We start from the raw sequence: 22888 nt of genomic DNA, 5'->3' as shown, positions 1-22888 counted from the left end.
ATTCTAAAAATTAGACTGAAAGACAATCTGTAAAATAATCGTTTTCAATAAATTATCTTCATTTATATTATTTCCCTGCTTCTTTTTCATAAAAAACATCGATTGAAAGCGGACTGCTTTGTGATGCCATAACGGCTAACTGATCGCATCTTTCATTCTGGGGATGGTTATTATGCCCTTTTATCCACTTAAAATCTACCTGATGTTTTCTGTATATCTTTAAAAATCTCTCCCACAAATCGGGATTCTTTTTCCCGGCATATCCTTTTTTCTCCCATTGAAAAACCCAGCGTTTTAAAACGGAATCCACAACATATTTGGAATCTGAAATAACCAGAACTTTTGTATTTGCGATCTTCAGCATTTCTAAACCAACAATAACGGCTAATAATTCCATACGATTATTTGTAGTTAACTGAAATCCTTCAAAAACTTCTTTTTTATAGGGTTTATCAACCCATTCCATGACCACTCCATATCCTCCGGGTCCCGGATTTCCTTTGGCTGCTCCATCTGTATATATATGTACTTCGTGGTTATTTGTCAAAATTCTGTTTTTGAATTAATTGTTCTATTACTTTTGGGAAGAACTCATACTCTAATGTATGTATATTCTCTGCGACCATTTCGGGGGTATCGTTTTCTGAAACGGTAATCTTCTTCTGAAAAATGATGTTTCCATCATCGTATTCTTCATTTACATAATGTATTGTTATTCCTGTTTCGGTTTCTTTATTCTCTATTACTGTCTGATGAATATTCATTCCATACATACCTTTTCCTCCATATTTAGGTAATAATGAAGGGTGGATATTAATAATTTTATCTGGATAAGCTTCTACAATCTCTTTTGGAAATTTTAATAGAAATCCGGCTAAAATAATCAGATCAGGTTCAAAATTATTCAGTTTTTCCAAAACCTGACCTCCAAAAAGGTCCTCTTTTGCAAAAATAACGACCGGCACATCCAATTTTTCTGACTTTTTGATCACATCGGCCTTTTTATTATTACAAAATACAGCTTCAACTTTTACCTTTTCACTTTTACCAAAATACAAAATAATCCTTTCTGCGTTAGAGCCTGCCCCCGAAGCGAATATTACAATTTTCCTCATAAATTCTATACTTTTTATACTGCAAAAAACGGAATAATAAACCACAAAACGAAAGTAAATTAACTTCTTTCTGAAAATTATTTCATAAATTAGTGCCACATTTTTCAGGTAATCTATTGTTTTCAAATAAAGTTTTTTATTTTTGCCATCAATTTAAATTCTAAAATTAAAGATTATGTCAGACATTGCATCAAGAGTAAAAGCGATTATCGTAGACAAATTAGGTGTTGACGAAAACGAAGTTGTAACAGAAGCAAGCTTCACAAATGATTTAGGAGCTGATTCATTAGACACGGTAGAGCTTATTATGGAGTTTGAAAAAGAATTTGATATTCAAATTCCGGATGATCAAGCAGAAAACATTGCTACTGTTGGTCAAGCTATCTCATATATAGAAGAGGCAAGAAAATAATAAATAATATGCATCCATGTGTTTTCAAAAGCACATGGATGTCATTATTTATTAAACTTTAAATGTTAATATTTTAAAGGTAAGTAATTAGAAAATAGATTGTATTTCAATCATTAAGATAATTTACTATCTAATACCCATGTTTCTTTCTGATTTCCATAATGAGAACTGCATGGGTATTATTTATTAAAACAAGAATTAAAATAAATTTTTAAGTATGAAATTAAGGCGAGTTGTAGTTACAGGTTTAGGCGCTCTTACTCCTATTGGGAATAATATCCAAGAATATTGGGATGCACTTATAAATGGTGTTAGTGGAGCTGCTCCAATTACCTATTTTGATGCTTCCAAATTTAAAACTCAGTTTGCTTGCGAATTGAAAAACTTTGATATCCACAATTTCATTGACAGAAAAGAAGCAAGAAAATTAGACCGTTATGCCCAATATGCCATGGTTTCTTCTGAAGAGGCTGTTAACGATGCTAAATTCGATTTGGATAAATTAGATAAAGACAGAGTAGGTGTGATATGGGGATCCGGTATTGGGGGTTTAGAAACTTTCCAAAATGAGGTTCTTAATTTTGCAGCAGGCGATGGTACTCCAAAATTCAATCCTTTCTTTATCCCAAAAATGATTTCTGATATTGCTTCAGGTCATATTTCGATAAAATACGGTTTCAGAGGTCCTAATTTCGCTACTGTTTCTGCTTGTGCTACTTCTACAAATGCTATAATTGATGCTTTTAATTATATCCGTATCGGTTATGCTGATGTAATGGTAACAGGAGGTTCTGAAGCTGCTGTAACTATTGCCGGTATTGGAGGATTTAATGCTATGCATGCATTATCAACCAGAAATGATGATCCGAAAACAGCATCAAGACCAATGGATAAAGATCGTGAAGGTTTTGTTCTGGGTGAAGGTGCAGGAGCTCTTGTACTTGAAGAATATGAACATGCTGTTGCTCGTGGCGCAACTATCTATTGTGAAGTAAGTGGTGGTGGTATGTCTGCTGATGCTTATCATATAACAGCCCCACATCCGGAAGGATTAGGTGCTAAAAACGTAATGATTAACTGTTTAAGAGATGCCGGATTAAAACCGGAAGATGTTGATGGTGTTAATATGCATGGTACTTCAACTCCTCTTGGAGATATTGCAGAATCTAAAGCTATTCAGGCTGTATTTGGTGAACATGCATACAATCTGAACCTGAATTCAACAAAATCAATGACAGGACATTTATTAGGTGCTGCAGGTGCTATTGAAACTATTGCTTCTATTTTATCTATAAAATATGGAATAGTTCCTCCAACTATTAATCATTTTACTGATGATGAAAATATCGATCCGAAATTAAATTTCACTTTTAATACTGCTCAGAAAAGAGATATGAAAGTGGTAATGAGTAATACTTTTGGATTTGGCGGACACAATGCTTGCGTATTAGTTAAAAAATTAGGTTTATAATTTAGAAATGAGCATCCTTAAAAAAATATTTTCAAATTCCCGTTCTCCAGAAGACGGGATTTTTTTTGATAATATTAAAAAAATTGTTGGTTTTACACCTAGTAATATTTTATTCTATAAAAGTGCTTTTACACATCGATCTTCAAACAAACAGGATAAGGATGGTACACCTATCAATTATGAGCGTTTAGAGTTTCTTGGAGACGCTATGTTAAGCAGTGTTATTGCGGCTTATCTATTCAATGAAGCCCCTCTTGGAGATGAGGGATATCTGACCAAAATGCGTTCAAAAATTGTAAGTAGGGAACATTTAAATGAATTAGGCAGAGATCTGCAATTAATAAAAATGGTGGAAAGCAAAGTTTCTCCACAACATTTTGGTGAAAATATTCATGGTAATATTTTTGAAGCATTGGTCGGGGCTATCTATTTAGACAAAGGGTATACTTATTGTGAAAAATTCATTAATAGAAGGGTTGTCCTGCCCTATGTTAATATATCAAGACTAGAAGGTAAGGTTATCAGCTATAAAAGCCTTTTAATCGAATGGTGTCAAAAGGAGAAAAAATCTTTTCATTATGATGTTTTTGAAGATAACGGAATCGATTCTCAAAAATATTTTGGTGTTAAATTAAGTATTGACAATAAAGTGGTAGCGAAAGCCAGAGCTACTTCAAAGAAAAAAGCGGAAGAGAAAGCTTCTCAAAGAGCCTATTTTGCGTTTCAGGAAAAAATTAACACAAAATAAAACAACGTTAGTAAAAACTACATCGTTTTCGTTGTAAAAATATAGTTAAGATACAATTCTTCCTGTCTTTTCTGTTTTAGAAATGCTATATTTACATAATATTTTTATTTAGATGGCGATTCATAAATTAAGCTTTGATGATTTTGATGAGGTTGATTATAGCCTTATCGCTATTCATACCTCATTAGAAGATTATCGTTTAGCTTTTTTAATTAATCAGGAACTACCGATCTTATTAAGTAAAAATAGAAATGAAGTGCATATAAATATAAATGAAGGTGAAACTCACTTTTCAAGATTTACATATGAAGATTTAAGGAAAGACATTTTTTGGAATTTAGTTCAGAATAAAAAAGCAATTTCAATCAATGAATCCGAAAAATCAAATAACCTGTTTTATGATTTACCTTTTGAAATTTCAAAAAAAGTATATCTCCTTCCTGAACTGAAAAAAGTAGATTATTTTTTGAAAATTGAAAATATAGATATATTTTTTAATGCAAATAATATTATCAATACAATAAACAAAATTGATTGGGTGTCAGCTGTATATAAAGTTGAAATCAGTCAGATAAAATCTAAAAACAATTTAATTTTTTAATTACAATGTTAACAAAGAAAAAAACTAAAATTGTAGCTACATTAGGACCTGCATGCAGCACAAAGAACGTGATTAAGGACATGATTGACGCTGGTGTTAATGTCTTTAGAATTAACTTTTCACATGCTGACTATGATGATGTAAAATCTAAAATAGATATTATACGAGGTTTAAATAATGAGTTCGGATATACTACTTCAATACTGGCTGACTTACAGGGACCAAAACTTCGTGTAGGTGTGATGAAAGAAGATGTAGTAGTAAATCCCGGAGATATCATCACGTTTACTACTGCTGAGGATATTCCTGGAACTGCTCAAAGAGTCTACATGAACTATAAAGAATTCCCAAAGGATGTTAATGCGGGTGAAAGAATATTACTGGATGATGGAAAACTAATCTTTGAAGTTGTTGAAACCAACAAAATTGATGAGGTTGTTGCTAAAGTAATTCAGGGGGGGCCGTTGAAATCTAAAAAAGGGGTTAATTTACCTCAGACAAAAGTTTCATTACCTGCTCTAACTAAAAAAGATATTAAAGATGCTTTGTTTGCTATTGAAAATGAAGTAGACTGGATGGCTCTTTCTTTTGTAAGAACTCCTGAAGATCTTATCGAATTACAAAATCTTATTGCTAAACATTCGAGCTATAAAATTCCAATTATCGCTAAGATTGAAAAACCGGAAGCGGTAGATAATATTGATAAAATTGTTGCTTACTGTGACGGACTAATGGTTGCCCGTGGTGATCTTGGTGTTGAAGTTCCTGCTCATGAGGTTCCTCTTATTCAGAAAAAACTGGTTCACAGAGCTAAAACGGCTCGTATTCCTGTAATTATTGCTACACAAATGATGGAAACAATGATTACCAGCCTTACTCCGACCCGTGCGGAAGTGAATGATGTTGCTAACTCTGTAATGGATGGTGCTGATGCTGTGATGTTATCCGGAGAGACTTCAGTAGGAAACTATCCTGTTCAGGTTATTGAAAAAATGACCCAAATCATTGAAGCGGTGGAAGAATCACCTCTTATTCAGGTTCCTCAGAACACTCCACAGATAAGAACAAATCGATTTATTACTAAATCAATTTGTTATCATGCTTCTGTTATGGCTAACGATATTAAAGCAAAAGCAATCTGTACGCTGACTAACAGTGGTTATACTGCTTTTCAGATATCTGCCTGGAGACCTTCGGCACATATTTTAGTTTTCAGTTCGAATAGAAGAATACTTACTCAAATGAGTTTATTATGGGGAGTAACTTCTCTGTATTATGATAAGTTTGTAAGTACTGATGATACTGTTGATGATGTTAACTTGATCGCAAAAGAAAAAGGATATGTTAATAAAGGAGACATGCTTATTAATCTTGCTGCAATGCCTGTAGCTAATAAGGGAATGGTAAATACACTGAGAGTTTCTGAAATAGAATAATCAGATTTTCATTCCTGAATAAAAAATCCGCGTTTTTATTAAACTGCGGATTTTTATTTTTAGTAAAACTAAATTATTTAGTACTAAATAAAAAATCTTTACATTTGGCTTTCTAATATTAATCATTATGAGTTTAAAATCAAACAACCCTTTTTTAGGTAGTAAATCTTTCCAAAAAGTATCTGCTTATAACAATGATGCTACTGCAAACCGCACATCTGAGTATATTGAAACAATGACTGTTTCAGGTGCTATTAATAAAAGTTTCATTCTACTTGTTTTATTGGTTGCAACTGCTTCTGTAACTTGGTGGATGACTTATAGTGGCATGAATCCCATGACCTTTATTATTGGCGGTGCTGTTGTTGGTCTGATTACGGTACTGATCGCTTCTTTTAAACCTCAGTATTCGGGTTATCTGGCTCCGGGATATGCTATCTTTGAAGGGTTTTTCATTGGTGGTGTTTCTGCTCTTTTTGAAATGATGTATCCGGGAATCGTAATTCAGGCAGTGGGTGCTACTTTTGTAACCTTTATTGTTTGTTTTGGATTATATAAATACAAAATCGTAAAGGTTACTGAAAAATTTAAAGGAATTGTAATTGCTGCTACTTTAGCAATTGCAACTTATTATATCATCTCCTGGCTTTTATCACTATTCACCAGTTTTGTACCGGTACATTATGGAAATTCTCTTATGAGTATCGGAATTAGTGTATTTGTAATCATTATTGCTGCTCTGAACTTATTTCTTGATTTTGATCAAATCGAACAAGGAGAAGCTGTGAGGGCTCCAAAATACATGGAATGGTTTAGCGCCATGGGGTTAATGATAACTCTGGTATGGCTTTATATAGAGTTTTTACGCCTATTATCTAAACTAGCCAGCAGAAATTAAACTTACTTCTTCAAATAAACAGAAAACCCTTATTGATCTCAATAAGGGTTTTCTGTTTATAATGAATAATCTTCTGAATCGCTAAAAATCAAACTTGAGTTGTACCACTACTGTTTTTCGAATTTCGGTATTTAAATTACTTAAGGATATCCCTAATAACCGAACGGATTCTTTTAATTTTTCCTGATATAACAATTCCAATGTTGTTTCCTGAATTAAATTTTTATCCGCAATAAAATAAGGTAGTGTTTTACTTCTGGTCTGCTGTGTGAAATCACTGTATTTTATTTTCAACGTGATTGTTTTACCAGAAATTTTACTCTTTTGTAATCTTCTTTCCAGTTCTCCGGCAATATTTTCCAGTTTTTCTTTCATGAAAATTTCGGATGATATATTACTGTCAAATGTACGTTCTGCACCTACTGATTTTGTTATTCTGTCTGGTCTGACCTCACTTTTGTGAATTCCGCGAACAACATCATAATAATAAGCTCCTGATTTTCCGAAATGTTGTATTAAAAAATCTACTGACTTCATCTTTAGGTCTAAACCGGTAAAAATCCCGAGACTATACATCTTTTCAGTTGTTACTTTTCCTACTCCATAGAATTTTCGAATGGGTAATTCTTCCAGAAAAGAAATTACTTCTTCCGGGTTTACGGTTTTCTGACCGTTTGGTTTATTATAATCACTGGCAACTTTAGCTATAAATTTATTAATTGAGATCCCTGCTGATGCTGTTAGACCTACTTCTTCAAAAATCTTCTTCCTGATCTCTTCTGCTATTAAGGAAGCACTTGGGTTTCCTTTTTTATTATAGGTAACATCTAAATAAGCTTCATCTAACGAAAGAGGTTCTACCAAATCTGTATATTCATGAAATATCTTTCTAATCTTGTCTGAGATCTCTTTATACCTGTCAAAACGAGGTCTGACAAAGATCAACTCAGGGCAGTTCTTCTTTGCTAAATAACCACTCATAGCACTTCGAACACCAAATTTTCTGGCTTCATAACTTGCTGCCGCTACTACTCCTCGGTTTTCTCCTCCTCCTACAGCAATCGGTTTGCCTCTGAGTTCAGGGAGATCCATTTGTTCTACGGAGGCATAAAATGCATCCATATCAATATGAATTATTTTTCTCGAAATCTCAGGTGTTTCCATTCTGTAAAATTACTGTATCTTTAGATAAAAACAATCTAACCATGGGGAAGACTGCTATAATTTTGGGGGCATCGGGTGTAACCGGCAATGCTCTTCTACAATTACTAATAAAAGATGATCGCTATGAAAAGATTAAACTTTTTTCAAGGAGTAAAAATGCCGTTTTTGATCCAAAAACAGAGGAGTTTATCATAGATCTGTTTGAACTGGAAAAACATAGGAATGATTTTACTGCGGATGAAGTATATTGTTGTATCGGAACGACTAAAGCCAAAACTCCTAATAAAACAATGTATCACAACATCGACTTCGGTATTCCTGTGACTGCTGCTCAGCTCAGCAAAGAAAATGGTATTAATACTTTTATTGTAATATCAGCAATGGGAGCAGATAAAAACAGTTCTGTTTTCTATAATCGGACTAAAGGAGAAATGGAAGAAAACATTCTCAGTCAGAAAATAGCGAATACTTTTATTCTACAACCTTCTCTAATTACTACTGGTGCTCGTAAGGAACAACGAACAATCGAAAAATTAGCGGGTATCTTGATGAAAGTAATAAATCCTATTCTTCTTGGTAAAATAAAAAAATACAGAAGCATCACACCGGAAACTATTGCAAAGGCAATGCTATGGTTGGCTAATAATTCTTATAACACCTCGAAAATACAGTCTGATATACTACAGAAGATCGGCAGTACTAATTAGTCTGTCTTCTCTTCTTCTGTCTGAGGTTTTTTCTTTAACGGAAAGAAAAATTCTTTTGGTTTTTCTTTGAAATGCTCCCAGATTGATCTGGTTACTGATTTTAATTCTGATAAAGGAATATTTCTGGATCTGAAGGCTAATCCTAATGATAAACCAAAACTAACTGTAAAGTTAACGAGACCGATAATCCCAATCCCGAATATCCCCCAGAACAGCATCCAGTTTGAAATGTGAAAATCTGCACCATATAAACCTAAAGCTAAGTTCCCACTAACAAAAGTAATATGTCGGATATCTAAATTTAAGCCTAAAAAGACACCTACTGAGGCTGTGCTTCCCATGAAAACCCCAAACCAAAAGTTAGAAATAATACCTGCCCATCTTTTTTCATAAAAATCGGCTATTTTTTTAGTGGCTTTTTTTCCTAAACTTAACTTTAGTAACGGGTGTTCCTGAATTCTGTAGTAAACATGATCGTGTTTATCTCTATTTGCTATACTTCCTGCTATAATTCCTGACAGGAATAAAAATACTCCTGCTATAGCGGCATGAAAAATAGCGGGTGATGCAACGGGACTTATGTCATTGATTAATTTAGGCCACTTTTCACTGGCTATATTATAATCAAAAATAATATCTATCAGCCATATTCCTAATAAAGCCATCGGGAAAGCAATCAGTACGTTACCTACGAAAGCAATGAACTGGGAACGGAATACACGGGCAAAAAAGACAGCAAAAGCTTTGTGTTTATCTCTACTTTCTCCGGGCGTTTTCATACCTTCTTGTAAAGCTCTCACTAATGCGGATGCGGTCATTGCTGGTTGTTTTGTTGCTAACGTAAAGCCTAACATATATATAATAATAAAACCAATGGAATAGTTCATACTATATAAAAAGGCATGTCCGAAATCGCTTGATTGTACGGTTCCTAGGAGTAACTTTATAATACAGAGGATTGAAACAATGAATCCTCCACCTGCAGCGGTTCTGAACATTTTAAAATATTCACTTCTGCTTTCTGTAATATAATGTTCTCCTGTTTTTGCTGTATGCTGGGTAACTTCATAGGAAAGTAATTCTGTACTTTCATTAATCAGTTTTTTGATATTATTTTTATCGCAATTGTATTCTACTAATTTATAAGATAAGAAAATCGTGTTTTTAACAGCTTCTTCTTCTTTATCAAGAACCAGTAAAGGAATCAAAGTTCCCAATCGGACTAATTGCTGCCTGATTCTTAACAGGTTTTGATTTACTCGTAAGGAAATCCCGTACTTTTCACTATTACTGAAAGCTGTGGTAACATAATCAGTACATTGTTTGTGTAAAATCACCAGCTGTTTATAATCTAAATCATCGGAAGAAATATAGTTTTGCTGTGATTCCATCAACTTTTTACCCATCAGAGTCAATTCTCTCTGAAATGCTATAAACGGACTTTCAAAGTTCTGGTATTCAGGAACCATTTTAATCACTTCACTTTCCATTGCTCTTCCGCAAATACGATAGGAAAGAACGCCCATTGCAAAAAACAATTCTGACAATGGCGAATCGGATGAATTGGAACTGTAAATTATATCAAAATCAAGTAATCTGAAGATCTCCATTACCTGTTCTGCCGGAATCTTTTTTAACCATATCGGGTCTGTATCAACAAAGAATACCTGGTTTAGAACATATCCTAAGGTGTCTTTTTGGGGCTGATCGGGAATTAGTTTTGCAAAAACTCTTTTTCTGACTTCGTGAAAAAAGTCTGCATCTTGTAAAATCCCTGCATCAGATAAAATAGTATTGAATTTCTTATTTATCAGAACCTGTTTGATATATTCTGCTAAGTTTTCTTTATAAAGAGGGTTTTTTTCAAGTATATAAACTAATTCATGCAGATCAACAGTGTTCTTGTTTTGAGGATTTTTGGGTCTGATTATATTGATCAGCTTTACCATTAACTCCAGATCGTCTGTTTTATATTTCCAGTGTTGTTTTTCATCAAAATTTTCCTGAAAAAAACCTACCAATGTTATTCTGGATCTAAATCTTAGTAACTTCATATCAATTTTCTATTCTTCTTCATTAGTCTGCAAAAATACAAATATGTTAATGTTATTTCGCTAACTTGCCTTTAATTTATTAATCTTACTCATGACAGAGATTGAAAGAAAATTTTTAATTGCTTCAGACCACTTTAAAGATGAAGCTTATAGACAAACCCGAATTGTTCAGGGATATCTGAATTCAGCTCCGGAACGTACTGTTCGGGTACGTATAAAAGGGGATAAAGGGTATTTAACGGTCAAAGGGAAAGGAAATTTATCCGGCACTACACGATTTGAATGGGAAAAAACAATTCCTCTGGCAGAAGCTGAATCTCTTTTACAATTATGCGAAAAAGGGGAGATTGATAAGATTCGATATGAAATAAAAAAAGGAAAACATATTTATGAAGTGGATGAATTCAGAGGAGATAATGAAGGGCTTATTATTGCTGAAATAGAACTGGCTTCTGAAGATGAATCTTTTGAAAAACCGGACTGGCTCGCATCGGAAGTAACAGGAGATAAAAGATATTACAATTCTTATCTGAGTCGGTTTCCTTATAAAAAATGGAAAAAGACAATATAGTTTTCTACTGTTTTTTAATTTCTGTTCTTAACTTTGTGGTATGACAAATAAGGAATATGACCTTATCATTATTGGCGGAGGTCCAATTGGGTTAGCTTGTGCTATTGTGGCACAAAGATAGAATTTAGATTACCTCATTATATATAAAAAGAGCCCGACAAATAATCTTTGTTGGGCTCTTTTTGAATTAACCTTTAATTTTAGATATTACCATCCACCTCCTAAGGCTTTGTATAATGTAATAACTGAATTAAACTGTTGATATTTATTGTTAATTAAATCCAATTCAGTATTTAAAGCAGCATCTTTAGCAGTCAATACTTCTAAATATGTTGCTAAACCATAGGTTAATAACTCATCTGAATAACTGGCTGCTTTACGTAAAGCATCAACTTGTTTTTCTCTAACGGTTATCTTATACGTTTCATTCTGATATTGTGCTAATGCATCTGAAACTTCTTTTCCTGCATTTAATAAAGACTGTTCAAATTGTAAATACGCTGTTTCCTGATTTGCTTTTGCTATTTCATACTGCGTTTTGATTTGTCTTTTATTAAAGATCGGTTGTGTCAGCCCTGTTACAATATTAGCAAAAAGGGAATTTGAACTGAACCAGTCTTTTAACTTTAAAGCTTGGAATCCACCGGAAGCCGTTACTGTGAAAGACGGATAGAAGTTACTTCTTGCAACATTTGTTAACTCAAAATTACTGATCAGATTATATTCTGCTGCAATAACATCAGGTCTTTTACTTAACAATTCTGCCGGTACACCTAAGTTAACATCAACATTGATCTTTTGATCTTCTAATTTACTTCTCTGAATTTTAGCAGGTGCTTGTCCTAAAAGAATGCTCATTGTGTTTTCAAACACTGTAATATTCGTTTTCAAATCTGCTATAATTACTTCAGTACCATATTTCTGAGCTTCTGTCTGTTTAACAGCAACTTCATTTACATTACCGGCTTCTTTTAATGCTTTGATGGTTTCAACACTGCTTTCACGATTCAGCAATGATTCTTCTGCCACTTTTAATTGTGCATCAAGAGCTAATAACTGGTAATAGGTAGAAGCAATACTTGACAACAATTGTGTTTTAACAGCCTGATTTGCTGCAACAGATTGTAAATAAACAGCATTTGCTGCTCTTTTATTACTTCTGATCTTCCCCCAGATATCTGCTTCCCAGGATAAATTTCCCGCAAGCTGGTACTGGTCTAAAGATCCGTTAAAGAATGAACCGAACTGACTGTTTTTAGCCAGTTCCTGGTGTGTCCAGTTTCCTCCTACACTAAACGTAGGTAAATAACCTGCTTTACCTTGTTTCATATTTGCTTCAGCAGCAGCAATAGACTGAATTGCAATTCTGATATCATAGTTATTCTGCAGTCCGGTTCTGATGTGGTTCTGCAAAATCGGGTCACTAAAGAGTGTTTCCCAGGAAACACCTGCTAGTGATATACTATCTTTAGAAACTTCTTCTGTTCTGTACAGATTATCGGTTTCTACTTCTGGTCTTTCGTATTTTTTAGCGACAAAACATGAGTGCATCAAGAATGTTACTGCAACGAGAACCAATATTCTATATGATTTTTGATACTTCATTTTCATAATTTTATAATGTAACATTATCTGAGTTATCTTCTCTTATCGGCTCAACGACAGGTTTTCCACTGATACGCTCCTGTAATCCCTGGAAAATAACGAATAATACAGGAATAACGAATACTCCTAAAAGTGTTCCTATTAACATCCCTCCTACTGCTCCCATACCGATTGATCTGTTTCCTACTGCGCCAATACCTGATGATAATGCTAAAGGCATTAAACCAAAAATGAAAGCGAAAGAAGTCATCAAAATCGGACGTAAACGAGCTCGGGCACCATCGATTGCTGATTCAAACAGAGTCATACCGTGTCGTCTACGCTGTATGGCATATTCGACAATCAAAATGGCGTTCTTGGCGAGAAGCCCAATCAACATGATTAATGCAATCTGGAAATAAATATTATTTTCCAGTCCTGCAAGTTTCACAAAAGCAATTGCTCCTGCGATACCTACCGGCAATGAGAAAATTACAGATAATGGTAATAAATAACTTTCGTATTGTGCACTTAATAAGAAATAAACAAATATTAAACTAAGTAAGAATACCGCTGCTGCCTGATTACCGGATGCGATCTCCTCACGAGTCATACCTGAGAATTCATAGGTATATGATTTTGGCAAATGCTCTGCCGCTACTTCTCTAATAGCAGCAATTGCATCTCCGGAACTATATCCTGCATTCGCTTTACCATTAATATTAACAGATTTCAATAAGTTAAAACGAGTTACCGACTCTGGTCCATAAGCTTTTTTAATAGAGATAAACTGACTGATTGACACCAACTCATCATTTGCGTTTTTGACATAAATATTATTCAAACTTTCTTCTGTCGCTCTGTCTTCCGGTTTTGCCTGAATCATAACACGGTATTGTTTACCAAACTTATTAAAGTCTGTTGTATATAAACCTCCGTAATATCCCTGAAGTGTATTGAATATCTCTGCTACGGAAATTCCGGCATCTTTTGTTTTTTCAATATTAATATCCAGCTGATACTGAGGGAAAGTAGGATTAAAGTTAGTCATAGCATAACCACCAAGGCCAAGGCCTCCATTAATTTCCGGTCTTGCATTTAATGCTCCTAAAAACTCTCCACTTACTTTACCAATTGTAGCCCAATCATCATCTCCTTTATCCTGCAGTTTAAATTCAAAACCGTCAGCAGTACCAAATCCTTGTACACTCGGAGGAGTAAAGAATAAGGCTCTTGCATCTTTAAAGTGTGCGGTTCTCATAAACAACTCTCCTACTACGGCATCAATGGACTGACTTTTCTCTTTACGTTGAGACCAGTCTTTTAATTTAATAACAGTAAAGGCATAAGAACCACCGCTCACGTTATTTAACAAACTGAAACCAACAACACTCATACGGGATTCTACAATGTCCATAGAAGCTAAAATAGAATCCAACTCATTCACTGCTAATTGTGTTTTCTCTAAAGTAGTTCCCGGAGGCAATGTAAGATCTGACATTATGATTCCACGATCCTCATTTGGAATAAATCCGGAAGGGGTTGTTTGGAATAATAATAAAATGATTCCTACTACAACTGCTAATCCCAGTCCTGTTAACCATTTTCTTTTTACCAAAAAGTTTAATGATTTGGTATATTTATTGGTCAATGATTCAAATCCTGTATTAAAAGAAGTAAAGAATCTATCTTTAAATCCTTTTTTAGCATGTTCGGAATCATCATGAGGTTTTAGGAACAACGCACATAAAGCCGGACTCAGTGTCAATGCGTTTATCGCTGAAATTACAATTGCAATTGCTAATGTAATAGCAAACTGTCTGTAAAACACCCCTGAAGGTCCTTGTAAGAAAGATACCGGTACGAATACTGCCGACATTACTAATGTAATGGAAACGATCGCTCCTGTAATTTCATCCATTGCGGATATTGTTGCTACCTTGGCATCCTTGACTCCTTCATCAAATTTTGCATGAACCGCCTCAACGACAACAATCGCATCATCGACGACAATACCAATAGCAAGGATCATCGCAAATAAGGTCAACATATTAATTGAGAATCCAAACATCTGAAGAAAGAAAAAAGTACCTATAATAGCTACTGGTACTGCGATAGCAGGGATTAAGGTCGATCTGAAATCCTGTAAGAATACATATACTACGATAAATACCAAAAGGAATGCTTCTAATAAAGTAGAAATAACTTTATCAATGGATGCATCAAGAAATGTTTTTGAGTTATATGGAATAACATAATCCATTCCTTTTAATTGAAAATCCTGTTTATTCTCTTCCAAAATCTTCATTACTTCAGTCATAATGTCCTGAGCATTAGATCCTGATGTTTGGAAAATACCTACAGCAACCCCCTGATGTCCCATTGCTATGTTTCTAGCAGCATAACTAAATGCTCCTAATTCTACTGTTGCAACATCTTTTAAACGTAAAAAATTTCCGTTACCAATTGATTTAATTACAATATTCTCATATTCTTCAACCTGAGATAAACGTCCTTTGTACTTCATTACATATTCATAAATCCCTTCTGCATTTTCACCAAATTTACCTGGTGCTGCTTCAAGATTCTGCTCTCTTAATGCTGCCTGAATTTCTGAAGGCACTACTTTATAGTTTGCCATTTTTTCAGGATCAATCCAGATACGCATAGAGTAATCTTTTGCTCCGAATACATTTACTTGTCCAACTCCTTTAACACGTTGTAACTTTGGTACTAAGTTAATCTTTGCATAGTTCTGAACATCGGTTTCATTATATGCTCCATCTTTAGAAAATAAAGCAAAGAACATTAATGCTCCTGTCTGGCTTTTTATTGTGGTTACTCCTGTATTAACAACTACCTGAGGTAATTTACTTGTTGCTCTTGCTACACGGTTCTGAACGTTTACTGCAGCAATATCCGGATCGATACCTAATTCGAAAAATACACTGATATTTGCTGAACCGTCGTTTGCAGATGTAGAAGTCATATAGGTCATTCCTTCTACACCGTTGATTTCTTCCTCTATTGGAGTTACCACGCTATTCAACACCGTTTCAGCATTAGCTCCCGTATAGGTAGCACTTACCTGAACGGTAGGCGGTGCGATTTCCGGGTACTGCTCAATAGGCAAAGATATTAATCCCAATATCCCTAAAATGGTTATTAAAATTGAGATTACGGTTGATAAAACCGGCCTGTTTATAAATGTTTTAATCATGATTTACTTTTTTTCTTGTGGTTTAGCAGGAGTTGCTCCTTCTGCTTGTTTTTTACCTGCTTCCTGAGGAATTATCTCCTGTCCCGGTTTTAATTTTGTTACTCCTTCAACTACAACTATCTCACCCGCTTCAATACCTCCGCTTACAATATAATTTAATCCTGAGACTCCGCTTACCTGGATCATTTTAGATTCCACCTTATTTTCTTTTCCAACAGTATACGCCATATATTTACCTTGCACCTCATACACAGCCTGTTGTGGTAATAAGATCACGTTTTTTTCTTCTATTGGAAAACGGATAGTACCACTAGCTCCACTTCTCAACAACAATTGTGGATTAGCAAACTGTGCTCTGAATCTTGTACTACCGGTTCTTGCATTCATTAAACCGTCGATCGTTTCTATTTTCCCTTTTTGGTCATAAACAGAATTATCAGCTAGTGTTAATTCTACTTGTGGCAATATTTTAATTTTCTGTGCCATAGTAGCTCCGGGAAATGTTTTGTCAAAATTCAGCATCTGTTTCTCATTCATTGTAAAATAAGCACGGATGTTACGAATATCTGAAACTGTAGATAAAGGATCAGCTATAGTTGGTCCTACTAAACTACCTACTTTATAAGGAATACTTCCTATAACGCCATCTACAGGACTTGTTACGGTAGCAAAATCAATGTTGGAATAAATACTGTTATAATTTGCTTTAGCCTGAGCTAAATTTGCTTTAGCTGTTTCAAGAGTTACATTACTTATGATTTTTCTCTCTACAAGAGGAACAAGTCTGTTTACTTCTACTTGGGCTACATTTACTGCTGCTTTAGCTGCATCTGCCTGTTGAGTAGCGGTTTCAGCTTCAAGTTTGAACAAAATCTGTCCTTTTTTTACAGCCTGACCTTCGTCAACATATATTTTTTCAATAAAACCGGTAACTTTTGGTCTGATTTCAACGTTTTGTTGTCCTTCTAAATTTGCTGAATATTCCTGATAGACTATTGCGTCTCCTTTAACTACTTTCTGAACAGGATAAGGAACTGGTCCTCCCATTTGTTGTTGTGGCTGCTTGTCACCACAAGATGATAAAACAAGTGCTGCTCCCAGCATACTCAATACTAATTTATTTTTCATCGGATCTAAATATTTATTATAATAATTTTTTTTGGGTTCTCTATTAAAATTTATTTTCATTAAGGTCTTTCTCTTTAATTGATCTGTTTAGTAAATCTTCAAATTCTACCAGATACTTCATATAAGTATCAATCGTATTTCTCATATTTTTTGAATATTCATCGTCTAGTGGGTATTTCATTTCATACTCTTTTACTCTTTCAATCATTTTTTTTTCTGAATCTATAAATCTTAAATGATTCAGAATTCTTTCACTTGGGGGAGATGGTCTGAAATACTTTTTTCGATCTCCGGATAAAGTGTAATAATTAATCTTTTCAAGCTTTAATAATAAATTGATACTGGTTGAAATAGTACTCTTACTGGCATTACCATTTTCTACCAATTCTTCAAAAGTCATCCCCTTTGTTCTACAGTTCAAAATCAAAACTCCTAATATTCTTGATGCGCATGGAGGTAGATTATAATATGTTTCAAAGTGAATACCAAACAACTCAATCAACTCATTCTTTTCTTTTTGTTGCTTATCCATTGATTAATTTTTAAATAATTTCCCGCAAATATACAATTAGTTCGGAAACAACCAAACTAACCGAACCGATTTAAGTGTTAAAAAAAAATTAATGTTTTTTAATACTGAAAGCCTTATTTCAACGATCTTCAACCAAAAATCTGAATATCAGTTTCCTACCTATTTTGACATCATTAATTTTTACTCTAAAGACAAAATCGAAATTTATTATATAACTCTAACTTTGTTTAATCTATCATAAACATAAATAAATCATAAAACGGAATGATAAATCTCTAACTGAAAACAAAATGTAAATTTAATTCTTTTTACTTTTTTAAATTGAAATATTATCGTAAAATAATAATTTACAGAAAGTTAATTCTTCTGTTCAATTAAAAAAGAAATAATAATAATTCTTTTTTAATAGGATTTATTGTAAAATATTTTGCTTCTTAAAAGATTTAAAATTCAGTATTTCTAATTTATTTTATTTAATTTTATAATAATTATTCTATTTCATTTATACAAAATGGTATACGTTTTGAATAATAGTAACCAACTAAACAATATAGAAATGAAAAAATCAATATTCTCTTTTGCATTAGTCTCTGTACTTTTATGGAGTTGCAATAACCAAACAAAAATACCAGCTGAAACTACTCCTGATGAAACAGTCTCAGAAATAACTGAAGATACTATTACAATCGATAATATACATAATGCAGAAAACTCCTTAGATTGGGATGGTGTCTATAAAGGAACAACTCCATGTGCGGATTGCGATGGTATTGAAACGGAGATCGAACTGAAAAAAGATCTTACTTATACTGTAAAAATGAAATATCTGGGTAAGGCTAAGGAGCCTATTTTTGAAAATAAAGGAACTTTTATCTGGGATAAAGACGGATCTACTATTATTTTTAGTGGTAACGAAACTTCTCCTCAAAAATATTTTGTTGGTGAAAATACTTTGACTCAACTGGATATGGATGGAAATAAAATTGAAGGTGAATTTGCAGACCTCTATATTCTTAAAAAATAAAAAAGTAATATTTCAAAATATAAAGAAGCGCATTTAATGCGCTTCTTTTATAAATATATTATTATATTGAACGTATTATGGGCTGTATCAATTCAATAAAGAATCTGAAAATACCCCACCGGATCAGAGTTTTACTTTGGATTCCTGCCGGTTTGCTTCTGTTCCTCTCTATTGTTTATGTCTCTATTTCAATTTATATTACAACTCATAAAGAAAAAGTTCTTACTTCTATTACGAACAAACTAAATGAAAACCTGAATGGTACATTGTCAATAGAAAGCATGGAGCCCAGTTTATTGCAAAGTTTCCCCCGTGTTTCGATACATCTTAAAAATATCGTTCTACGGGACAGTCTCTGGAAAGAGCATCGACATTCTTTACTGAATGCAAAAGATATTTTTGTTTCTGTAAATACCCTGGCTCTACTAAAGGGAACAGTTCAAATCAAAAAAGTGGAGATTAATAATGCTTCTCTTTATTTATATGTAAATAAAGGTGGTTACAGTAATACTTCTGTATTCGGAAACAAAAAAGATACGGAAAAAAAGAAAAATAATTCTTCTGCGGAAATTAAACATATTGTACTCCAGAATGTTCTTTTTACTTCTGAAAATGAAAATAGAGATAAATTTTTCCGGTTTGATGCTAAGAAATTGAATGGGAAAATAGACCGTACTTTTAAGGGATGGAATGCTAATGTGCAGTTAACAGTACTAGCTGAAAGTTTAGCTTTTAATACTGCTCACGGAAGTTTTGTAAAGAACAAAATGATTAAAGGAATATTATCGGCTCATTATAATGAAAAGGAAGGAACTATTATCATTGACCCAAATAAGCTGAAAATAGGAACAGATACTTTTGTTATCGGAGGGAAATTTAATGTTTCTAAAGAATCTTCTGTTTTTACTTTAAATATCGAAACGGATATTATATGGAGAAATGCTTCTAATCTGTTATCTAATAATATCAGCAGTAAATTAAATTTGTTCACCATAGAGAAACCTATTGCTGTAAAATGTGATATAGTAGGGGATTTTAATGTGGAAGGGGATCCGTATATTCATGTTACAGCAAAGATAAAGAATAACGTATTAAGTGTTCCGGGAGGAGTAATCGAAAATTGTTCTTTTGATGGTGAATTCACAAATGAATATATAAAAGACAGCGGAATTGAGGATGCCAATTCTGCTATAAAACTGTTTCATTTTTCGGGACAATATAAACAGATTCCTTTTGTAATGGACAGCACTATTATCAATAATCTTGATCATCCTGTTGCAACGGGTGTAATAACTTCTCAGTTTGATATTGCTAAACTCAATTCTATAGTGACTAAGGATCTGCTGGAATTCAAAAAGGGTTCTGCGGATGTGAAACTGAACTACAAAGCGGATGTTAAGGAATTTCGACTGACAAAACCAATGGTTACGGGAACTGTTATTATTACGGATGCGGATATCAATTATGTTCCTAGAAATCTGAATTTTAAAAATACGGCTGTTGCTCTGAATTTTACGGAGGATCATCTTTTAATCAATAACATCCGACTGCAAAGTGGAAAAAGTATTGTATATATGGAGGGTACTATTGATAACTTTCTAAACTTGTATTACACTACTCCTGAAAAGATTGTACTAAACTGGAAAATTCACAGTCCTCAATTATATCTGGGTGAATTTCTTGGTTTTTTAGGCACTCGTAAAACGAACCGAATTGCTCAGAAAACGAATAAAAGCAATACAACAGACCATCTGAATTTTTTATTTGAGAAAAGTAATGTAAATATGCAGCTTCTGGTGGACAAACTCTATTATAATAAGTTTATGGCTACTAATGCTAAAATGAATACAGCTTTGTCAGAATCGGGTATTATAATCAAAAATTCCAGTATAAATTATGCGAATGGAACGGTACAACTGAATGGAACTCTTTCTCAGAAAAGTACAACGGATCGATTTACACTCAACACTACAATAAAGAATATTGATGTTAAAAAGTTCTTTTACTCTTTTGAAAACTTTGGTCTGAAATCACTTACTTCTGATAATATTGAGGGGAATGTTTCTTCTAAAATGAATATTGCGGGAAATATCACGGACCAAGGAAAAATCGTACCAAAATCTATTAATGGTACTATTTCGTTTAATATGGAGAAAGGAGCTCTTGTGAATTTTGAACCTATAAAAACAATCGGAAAACTAGCTTTTCCTTTTCGAAATATAAAAAATATTACTTTTAGTGATCTAAAAGGGGAGTTTAATATTATGGGTGAAAAGGTTATTATCCAACCCATGCAGATCAACTCAAGTATACTAAACATGGATATTTCGGGGATTTATTCTTTTTCTAAGGGGACTAATATTGCTATGGATATTCCTTTGCGCAATCCTAAAAAGGATGTAGACCTAACGGATCCTGAGGAAATAGAGAAAAGGAGAAACCGGGGAGTCGTTCTGCACTTAATCGCTACGGATGATACTAATAATGATAAGGTTAAAATCAAGCTTAATACGAAAAGGAAGAAATAGTATTATGAAGAATTTGGAAATTTAAAGATGTGATAATTTGAAAATAAACCTAAATTTCGATTATTAAAAGAATAGTATTGTTTCACATACGATTATCGCATGATGCATTTTCAGCACATTTCATAATCATCTGATGAAAGAGTATAAATATATTTTGTTGTTTGTGTTTTTTAATTCCTGGGGTTTATAAAAACAAAAAGAGCGCTATATCGAATAACACTCTTTTTAAAAGATATGGAGGAATATGCTTTACAGCATACAATTTTCTTAAACCATCGATCCTCTGTTGCCTTATTTTATAATTGTAGGGATTTCTTTTGAAACTATTTTTCCATTAGAGTTACAACTCAGATTAATCGCTGCTTTTCCTGCTACTCCTTTAGTTACTATTATTAATGAATCTGATTTTACAGACACATCTAGCATATCTTTGTAAGTTGTATTTGCTTTTTTAATAATAGCAGCATCTAAATTATCGATGTCAGTTACTTTGTCTCTTAGATAAATAGCTCTTCTGCTATTTTTACCTACTGTTATTATGGATAATGTATTGGAGATACTCGGTACATTATTGTCCTCAAAAACGGGTAATGCCGGAAACCAGTAATGATCTTCTCCTGCATCGTTTTTAACTTGTTTCGTTGTAATCAATGCTCCTGTTGTTCCGTCTATGATATGTACCCAGTTTTGTTTGTAACTTTCTCCGTAACCGCTTTTTCGGGAAGTAATTACTAAATTATCGGTCACAGGATTAACTCTTAAACCTGCTCCGTAAAAGACCTGATTTGTACTTCCATCGTCTGTTTTTGGTAAAGTATAGAAAGTATTATTGAAGGTATTACTGTCAATATCATAACGGATAATAATGTTTCCTACTCCCCATGAATTCGATTTTGCCCAATATAAAACATTGTGTTTAATACTTGCTGAAAAAGAACCTGCATTCCATGCTCCCCATGCTGTATTAATAGCCTGATCTGTAAGTGCTATTTCTTTTCTTTCTAAAGTATAGGGATTGATCTTTATCAATTTAGAAGTTCCTCCTACCCATACGGAGCCGTCTTTACTTTGCACAATAGAACTTAATCCTTTATCATTGATTGTTTCTTTTATGGTATGTGTTACTGCATCAATAATAATAATTTTATCTGACTGAACTGCAAATACGTAATCTTCTACGTGAACCATGGTTCCTACTTGCCCGCTTGTTCCTGTTATTTTATCTCCTACAGTAAATCCCTGAATATTGAATAGTACAATTCCATCTGTGGTACTGATATAGGCTGTTTTTTCGTCTATTCCAAGAAAGGCTCTTGCATCTTCCCCTCCTATATTATCAATTCCTATTTTAAATCTTAATGTTTTAGCATCAGCAATAACTATTCTCTTTCCTTGTTTTGAAAGAATATAGAAATTATCTCCGTAGATCGTACCATACTGTGTCGTTATCCCAAGATCTTCTCCTGGATTTGCTTTCTGATATGCATTATAAATAAAACTTCCTTCTTTAGTCAGTCTGTTAACAGACCCGTTCTCATGACCAAACCATCCTTCATTTACAAAATAAATCCCTGACGATTCTGTTCTTGAATCTCCTGCTAATGTAATATCATCATCATTACCGGAACAACCTGTAAGTCCGATACTAAAAACTACTGCTATTGTTAAAAAACACTTCTGTTTTACTGATTTCAT

Annotated in this window: 19 protein-coding genes; 10 read left to right on the top strand and 9 right to left on the bottom strand. The window is 33.5% G+C overall.

All coding sequences use genetic code 11. The features are described from left to right. Positions 1 to 67: 67 nt before the first annotated feature. Both rnhA and purN read right to left on the bottom strand, forming a co-directional pair. Complete coding sequence (gene rnhA / locus AC4FQX_RS06820; protein ID WP_491166931.1) at positions 68 to 547, bottom strand: ribonuclease HI; 480 nt, start codon at positions 545 to 547, stop codon at positions 68 to 70. Continuing rightward, complete coding sequence (purN, locus tag AC4FQX_RS06815) at positions 537 to 1115, bottom strand: phosphoribosylglycinamide formyltransferase (protein ID WP_491166930.1); 579 nt, start codon at positions 1113 to 1115, stop codon at positions 537 to 539. The genes rnhA and purN overlap by 11 nt, the downstream gene beginning before the upstream one ends. A gap of 175 nt (positions 1116 to 1290) precedes the next feature. Here purN and AC4FQX_RS06810 point away from each other — a divergent pair, with 175 nt between their 5' ends. The 6 genes from AC4FQX_RS06810 (at position 1291) to AC4FQX_RS06785 (ending at position 6681) form a co-directional block, all read left to right on the top strand. Beyond that, positions 1291 to 1527 (top strand): acyl carrier protein, encoded by a 237-nt coding sequence (locus AC4FQX_RS06810; protein ID WP_491166929.1) that lies wholly within the window; start codon positions 1291 to 1293, stop codon positions 1525 to 1527. 217 nt (positions 1528 to 1744) lie between these two features. Beyond that, positions 1745 to 2998 (top strand): beta-ketoacyl-ACP synthase II, encoded by a 1254-nt coding sequence (fabF, locus tag AC4FQX_RS06805; protein ID WP_491166928.1) that lies wholly within the window; start codon positions 1745 to 1747, stop codon positions 2996 to 2998. 7 nt (positions 2999 to 3005) lie between these two features. Continuing rightward, positions 3006 to 3746: a ribonuclease III gene (rnc, locus tag AC4FQX_RS06800; RefSeq protein WP_491166927.1), complete on the top strand. Its 741-nt coding sequence runs from the start codon at positions 3006 to 3008 to the stop codon at positions 3744 to 3746. Positions 3747 to 3858: 112 nt separating this feature from the next. Beyond that, a complete protein-coding gene (locus AC4FQX_RS06795; protein ID WP_491166926.1) occupies positions 3859 to 4347 on the top strand; it encodes an IPExxxVDY family protein in 489 nt (162 codons plus the stop codon). Between the two features lie 5 nt (positions 4348 to 4352). After that, positions 4353 to 5783: a pyruvate kinase gene (gene pyk / locus AC4FQX_RS06790; RefSeq protein ID WP_491166925.1), complete on the top strand. Its 1431-nt coding sequence runs from the start codon at positions 4353 to 4355 to the stop codon at positions 5781 to 5783. Positions 5784 to 5910: 127 nt separating this feature from the next. Further along, positions 5911 to 6681 (top strand): Bax inhibitor-1/YccA family protein, encoded by a 771-nt coding sequence (locus tag AC4FQX_RS06785; RefSeq protein ID WP_491166924.1) that lies wholly within the window; start codon positions 5911 to 5913, stop codon positions 6679 to 6681. A gap of 81 nt (positions 6682 to 6762) precedes the next feature. On the opposite strand, the gene dinB is transcribed toward AC4FQX_RS06785, so the two are convergent. Continuing rightward, a complete protein-coding gene (gene dinB / locus AC4FQX_RS06780; protein WP_491166923.1) occupies positions 6763 to 7845 on the bottom strand; it encodes a DNA polymerase IV in 1083 nt (360 codons plus the stop codon). A gap of 41 nt (positions 7846 to 7886) precedes the next feature. Between dinB and AC4FQX_RS06775 the strand changes: the two genes are divergently transcribed. Next, a complete protein-coding gene (locus AC4FQX_RS06775; RefSeq protein WP_491166922.1) occupies positions 7887 to 8552 on the top strand; it encodes an NAD(P)H-binding protein in 666 nt (221 codons plus the stop codon). Here the strand turns inward: AC4FQX_RS06775 and AC4FQX_RS06770 are convergent. After that, on the bottom strand, positions 8549 to 10606 hold the full coding sequence (locus tag AC4FQX_RS06770; protein WP_491166921.1) for a site-specific recombinase: 2058 nt from the start codon (positions 10604 to 10606) through the stop codon (positions 8549 to 8551). The genes AC4FQX_RS06775 and AC4FQX_RS06770 overlap by 4 nt on opposite strands. Before the next feature lie 91 nt (positions 10607 to 10697). Between AC4FQX_RS06770 and AC4FQX_RS06765 the strand changes: the two genes are divergently transcribed. Further along, positions 10698 to 11177 carry a CYTH domain-containing protein gene (locus AC4FQX_RS06765; protein WP_491166920.1) on the top strand — a complete coding sequence of 160 codons (480 nt, stop codon included), beginning with the start codon at positions 10698 to 10700 and terminating at the stop codon, positions 11175 to 11177. Between the two features lie 207 nt (positions 11178 to 11384). On the opposite strand, the gene AC4FQX_RS06760 is transcribed toward AC4FQX_RS06765, so the two are convergent. From AC4FQX_RS06760 to AC4FQX_RS06745, 4 genes are read right to left on the bottom strand one after another with little or no spacing between them, the layout of a single operon-like run. Then, positions 11385 to 12782, bottom strand: a complete 1398-nt coding sequence (locus AC4FQX_RS06760) for an efflux transporter outer membrane subunit (protein WP_491166919.1) — start codon at positions 12780 to 12782, stop codon at positions 11385 to 11387. Positions 12783 to 12792: 10 nt separating this feature from the next. Beyond that, positions 12793 to 15981 (bottom strand): efflux RND transporter permease subunit, encoded by a 3189-nt coding sequence (locus AC4FQX_RS06755; protein WP_491166918.1) that lies wholly within the window; start codon positions 15979 to 15981, stop codon positions 12793 to 12795. A gap of 3 nt (positions 15982 to 15984) precedes the next feature. After that, a complete protein-coding gene (locus AC4FQX_RS06750) occupies positions 15985 to 17109 on the bottom strand; it encodes an efflux RND transporter periplasmic adaptor subunit (RefSeq protein ID WP_491166917.1) in 1125 nt (374 codons plus the stop codon). Between the two features lie 43 nt (positions 17110 to 17152). Then, the gene (locus tag AC4FQX_RS06745) at positions 17153 to 17641 is read right to left on the bottom strand and encodes a GbsR/MarR family transcriptional regulator (protein WP_491166916.1); all 489 of its coding nucleotides are present in this window, start codon (positions 17639 to 17641) and stop codon (positions 17153 to 17155) included. Positions 17642 to 18197: 556 nt separating this feature from the next. Between AC4FQX_RS06745 and AC4FQX_RS06740 the strand changes: the two genes are divergently transcribed. Further along, positions 18198 to 18665 carry a copper resistance protein NlpE gene (locus tag AC4FQX_RS06740; RefSeq protein WP_491166915.1) on the top strand — a complete coding sequence of 156 codons (468 nt, stop codon included), beginning with the start codon at positions 18198 to 18200 and terminating at the stop codon, positions 18663 to 18665. 77 nt (positions 18666 to 18742) lie between these two features. Next, positions 18743 to 21193, top strand: a complete 2451-nt coding sequence (locus tag AC4FQX_RS06735; protein WP_491166914.1) for an AsmA family protein — start codon at positions 18743 to 18745, stop codon at positions 21191 to 21193. Positions 21194 to 21484: 291 nt separating this feature from the next. On the opposite strand, the gene AC4FQX_RS06730 is transcribed toward AC4FQX_RS06735, so the two are convergent. Beyond that, on the bottom strand, positions 21485 to 22888 hold the full coding sequence (locus tag AC4FQX_RS06730) for a DUF5074 domain-containing protein (protein WP_491166913.1): 1404 nt from the start codon (positions 22886 to 22888) through the stop codon (positions 21485 to 21487).

It is taken from the genome of Flavobacterium sp. AK-301 (assembly GCF_058310215.1).
The sequence above is the reverse complement of the archived record's forward strand: the minus strand, read 5'-3'. Positions and strand labels throughout refer to the sequence as shown.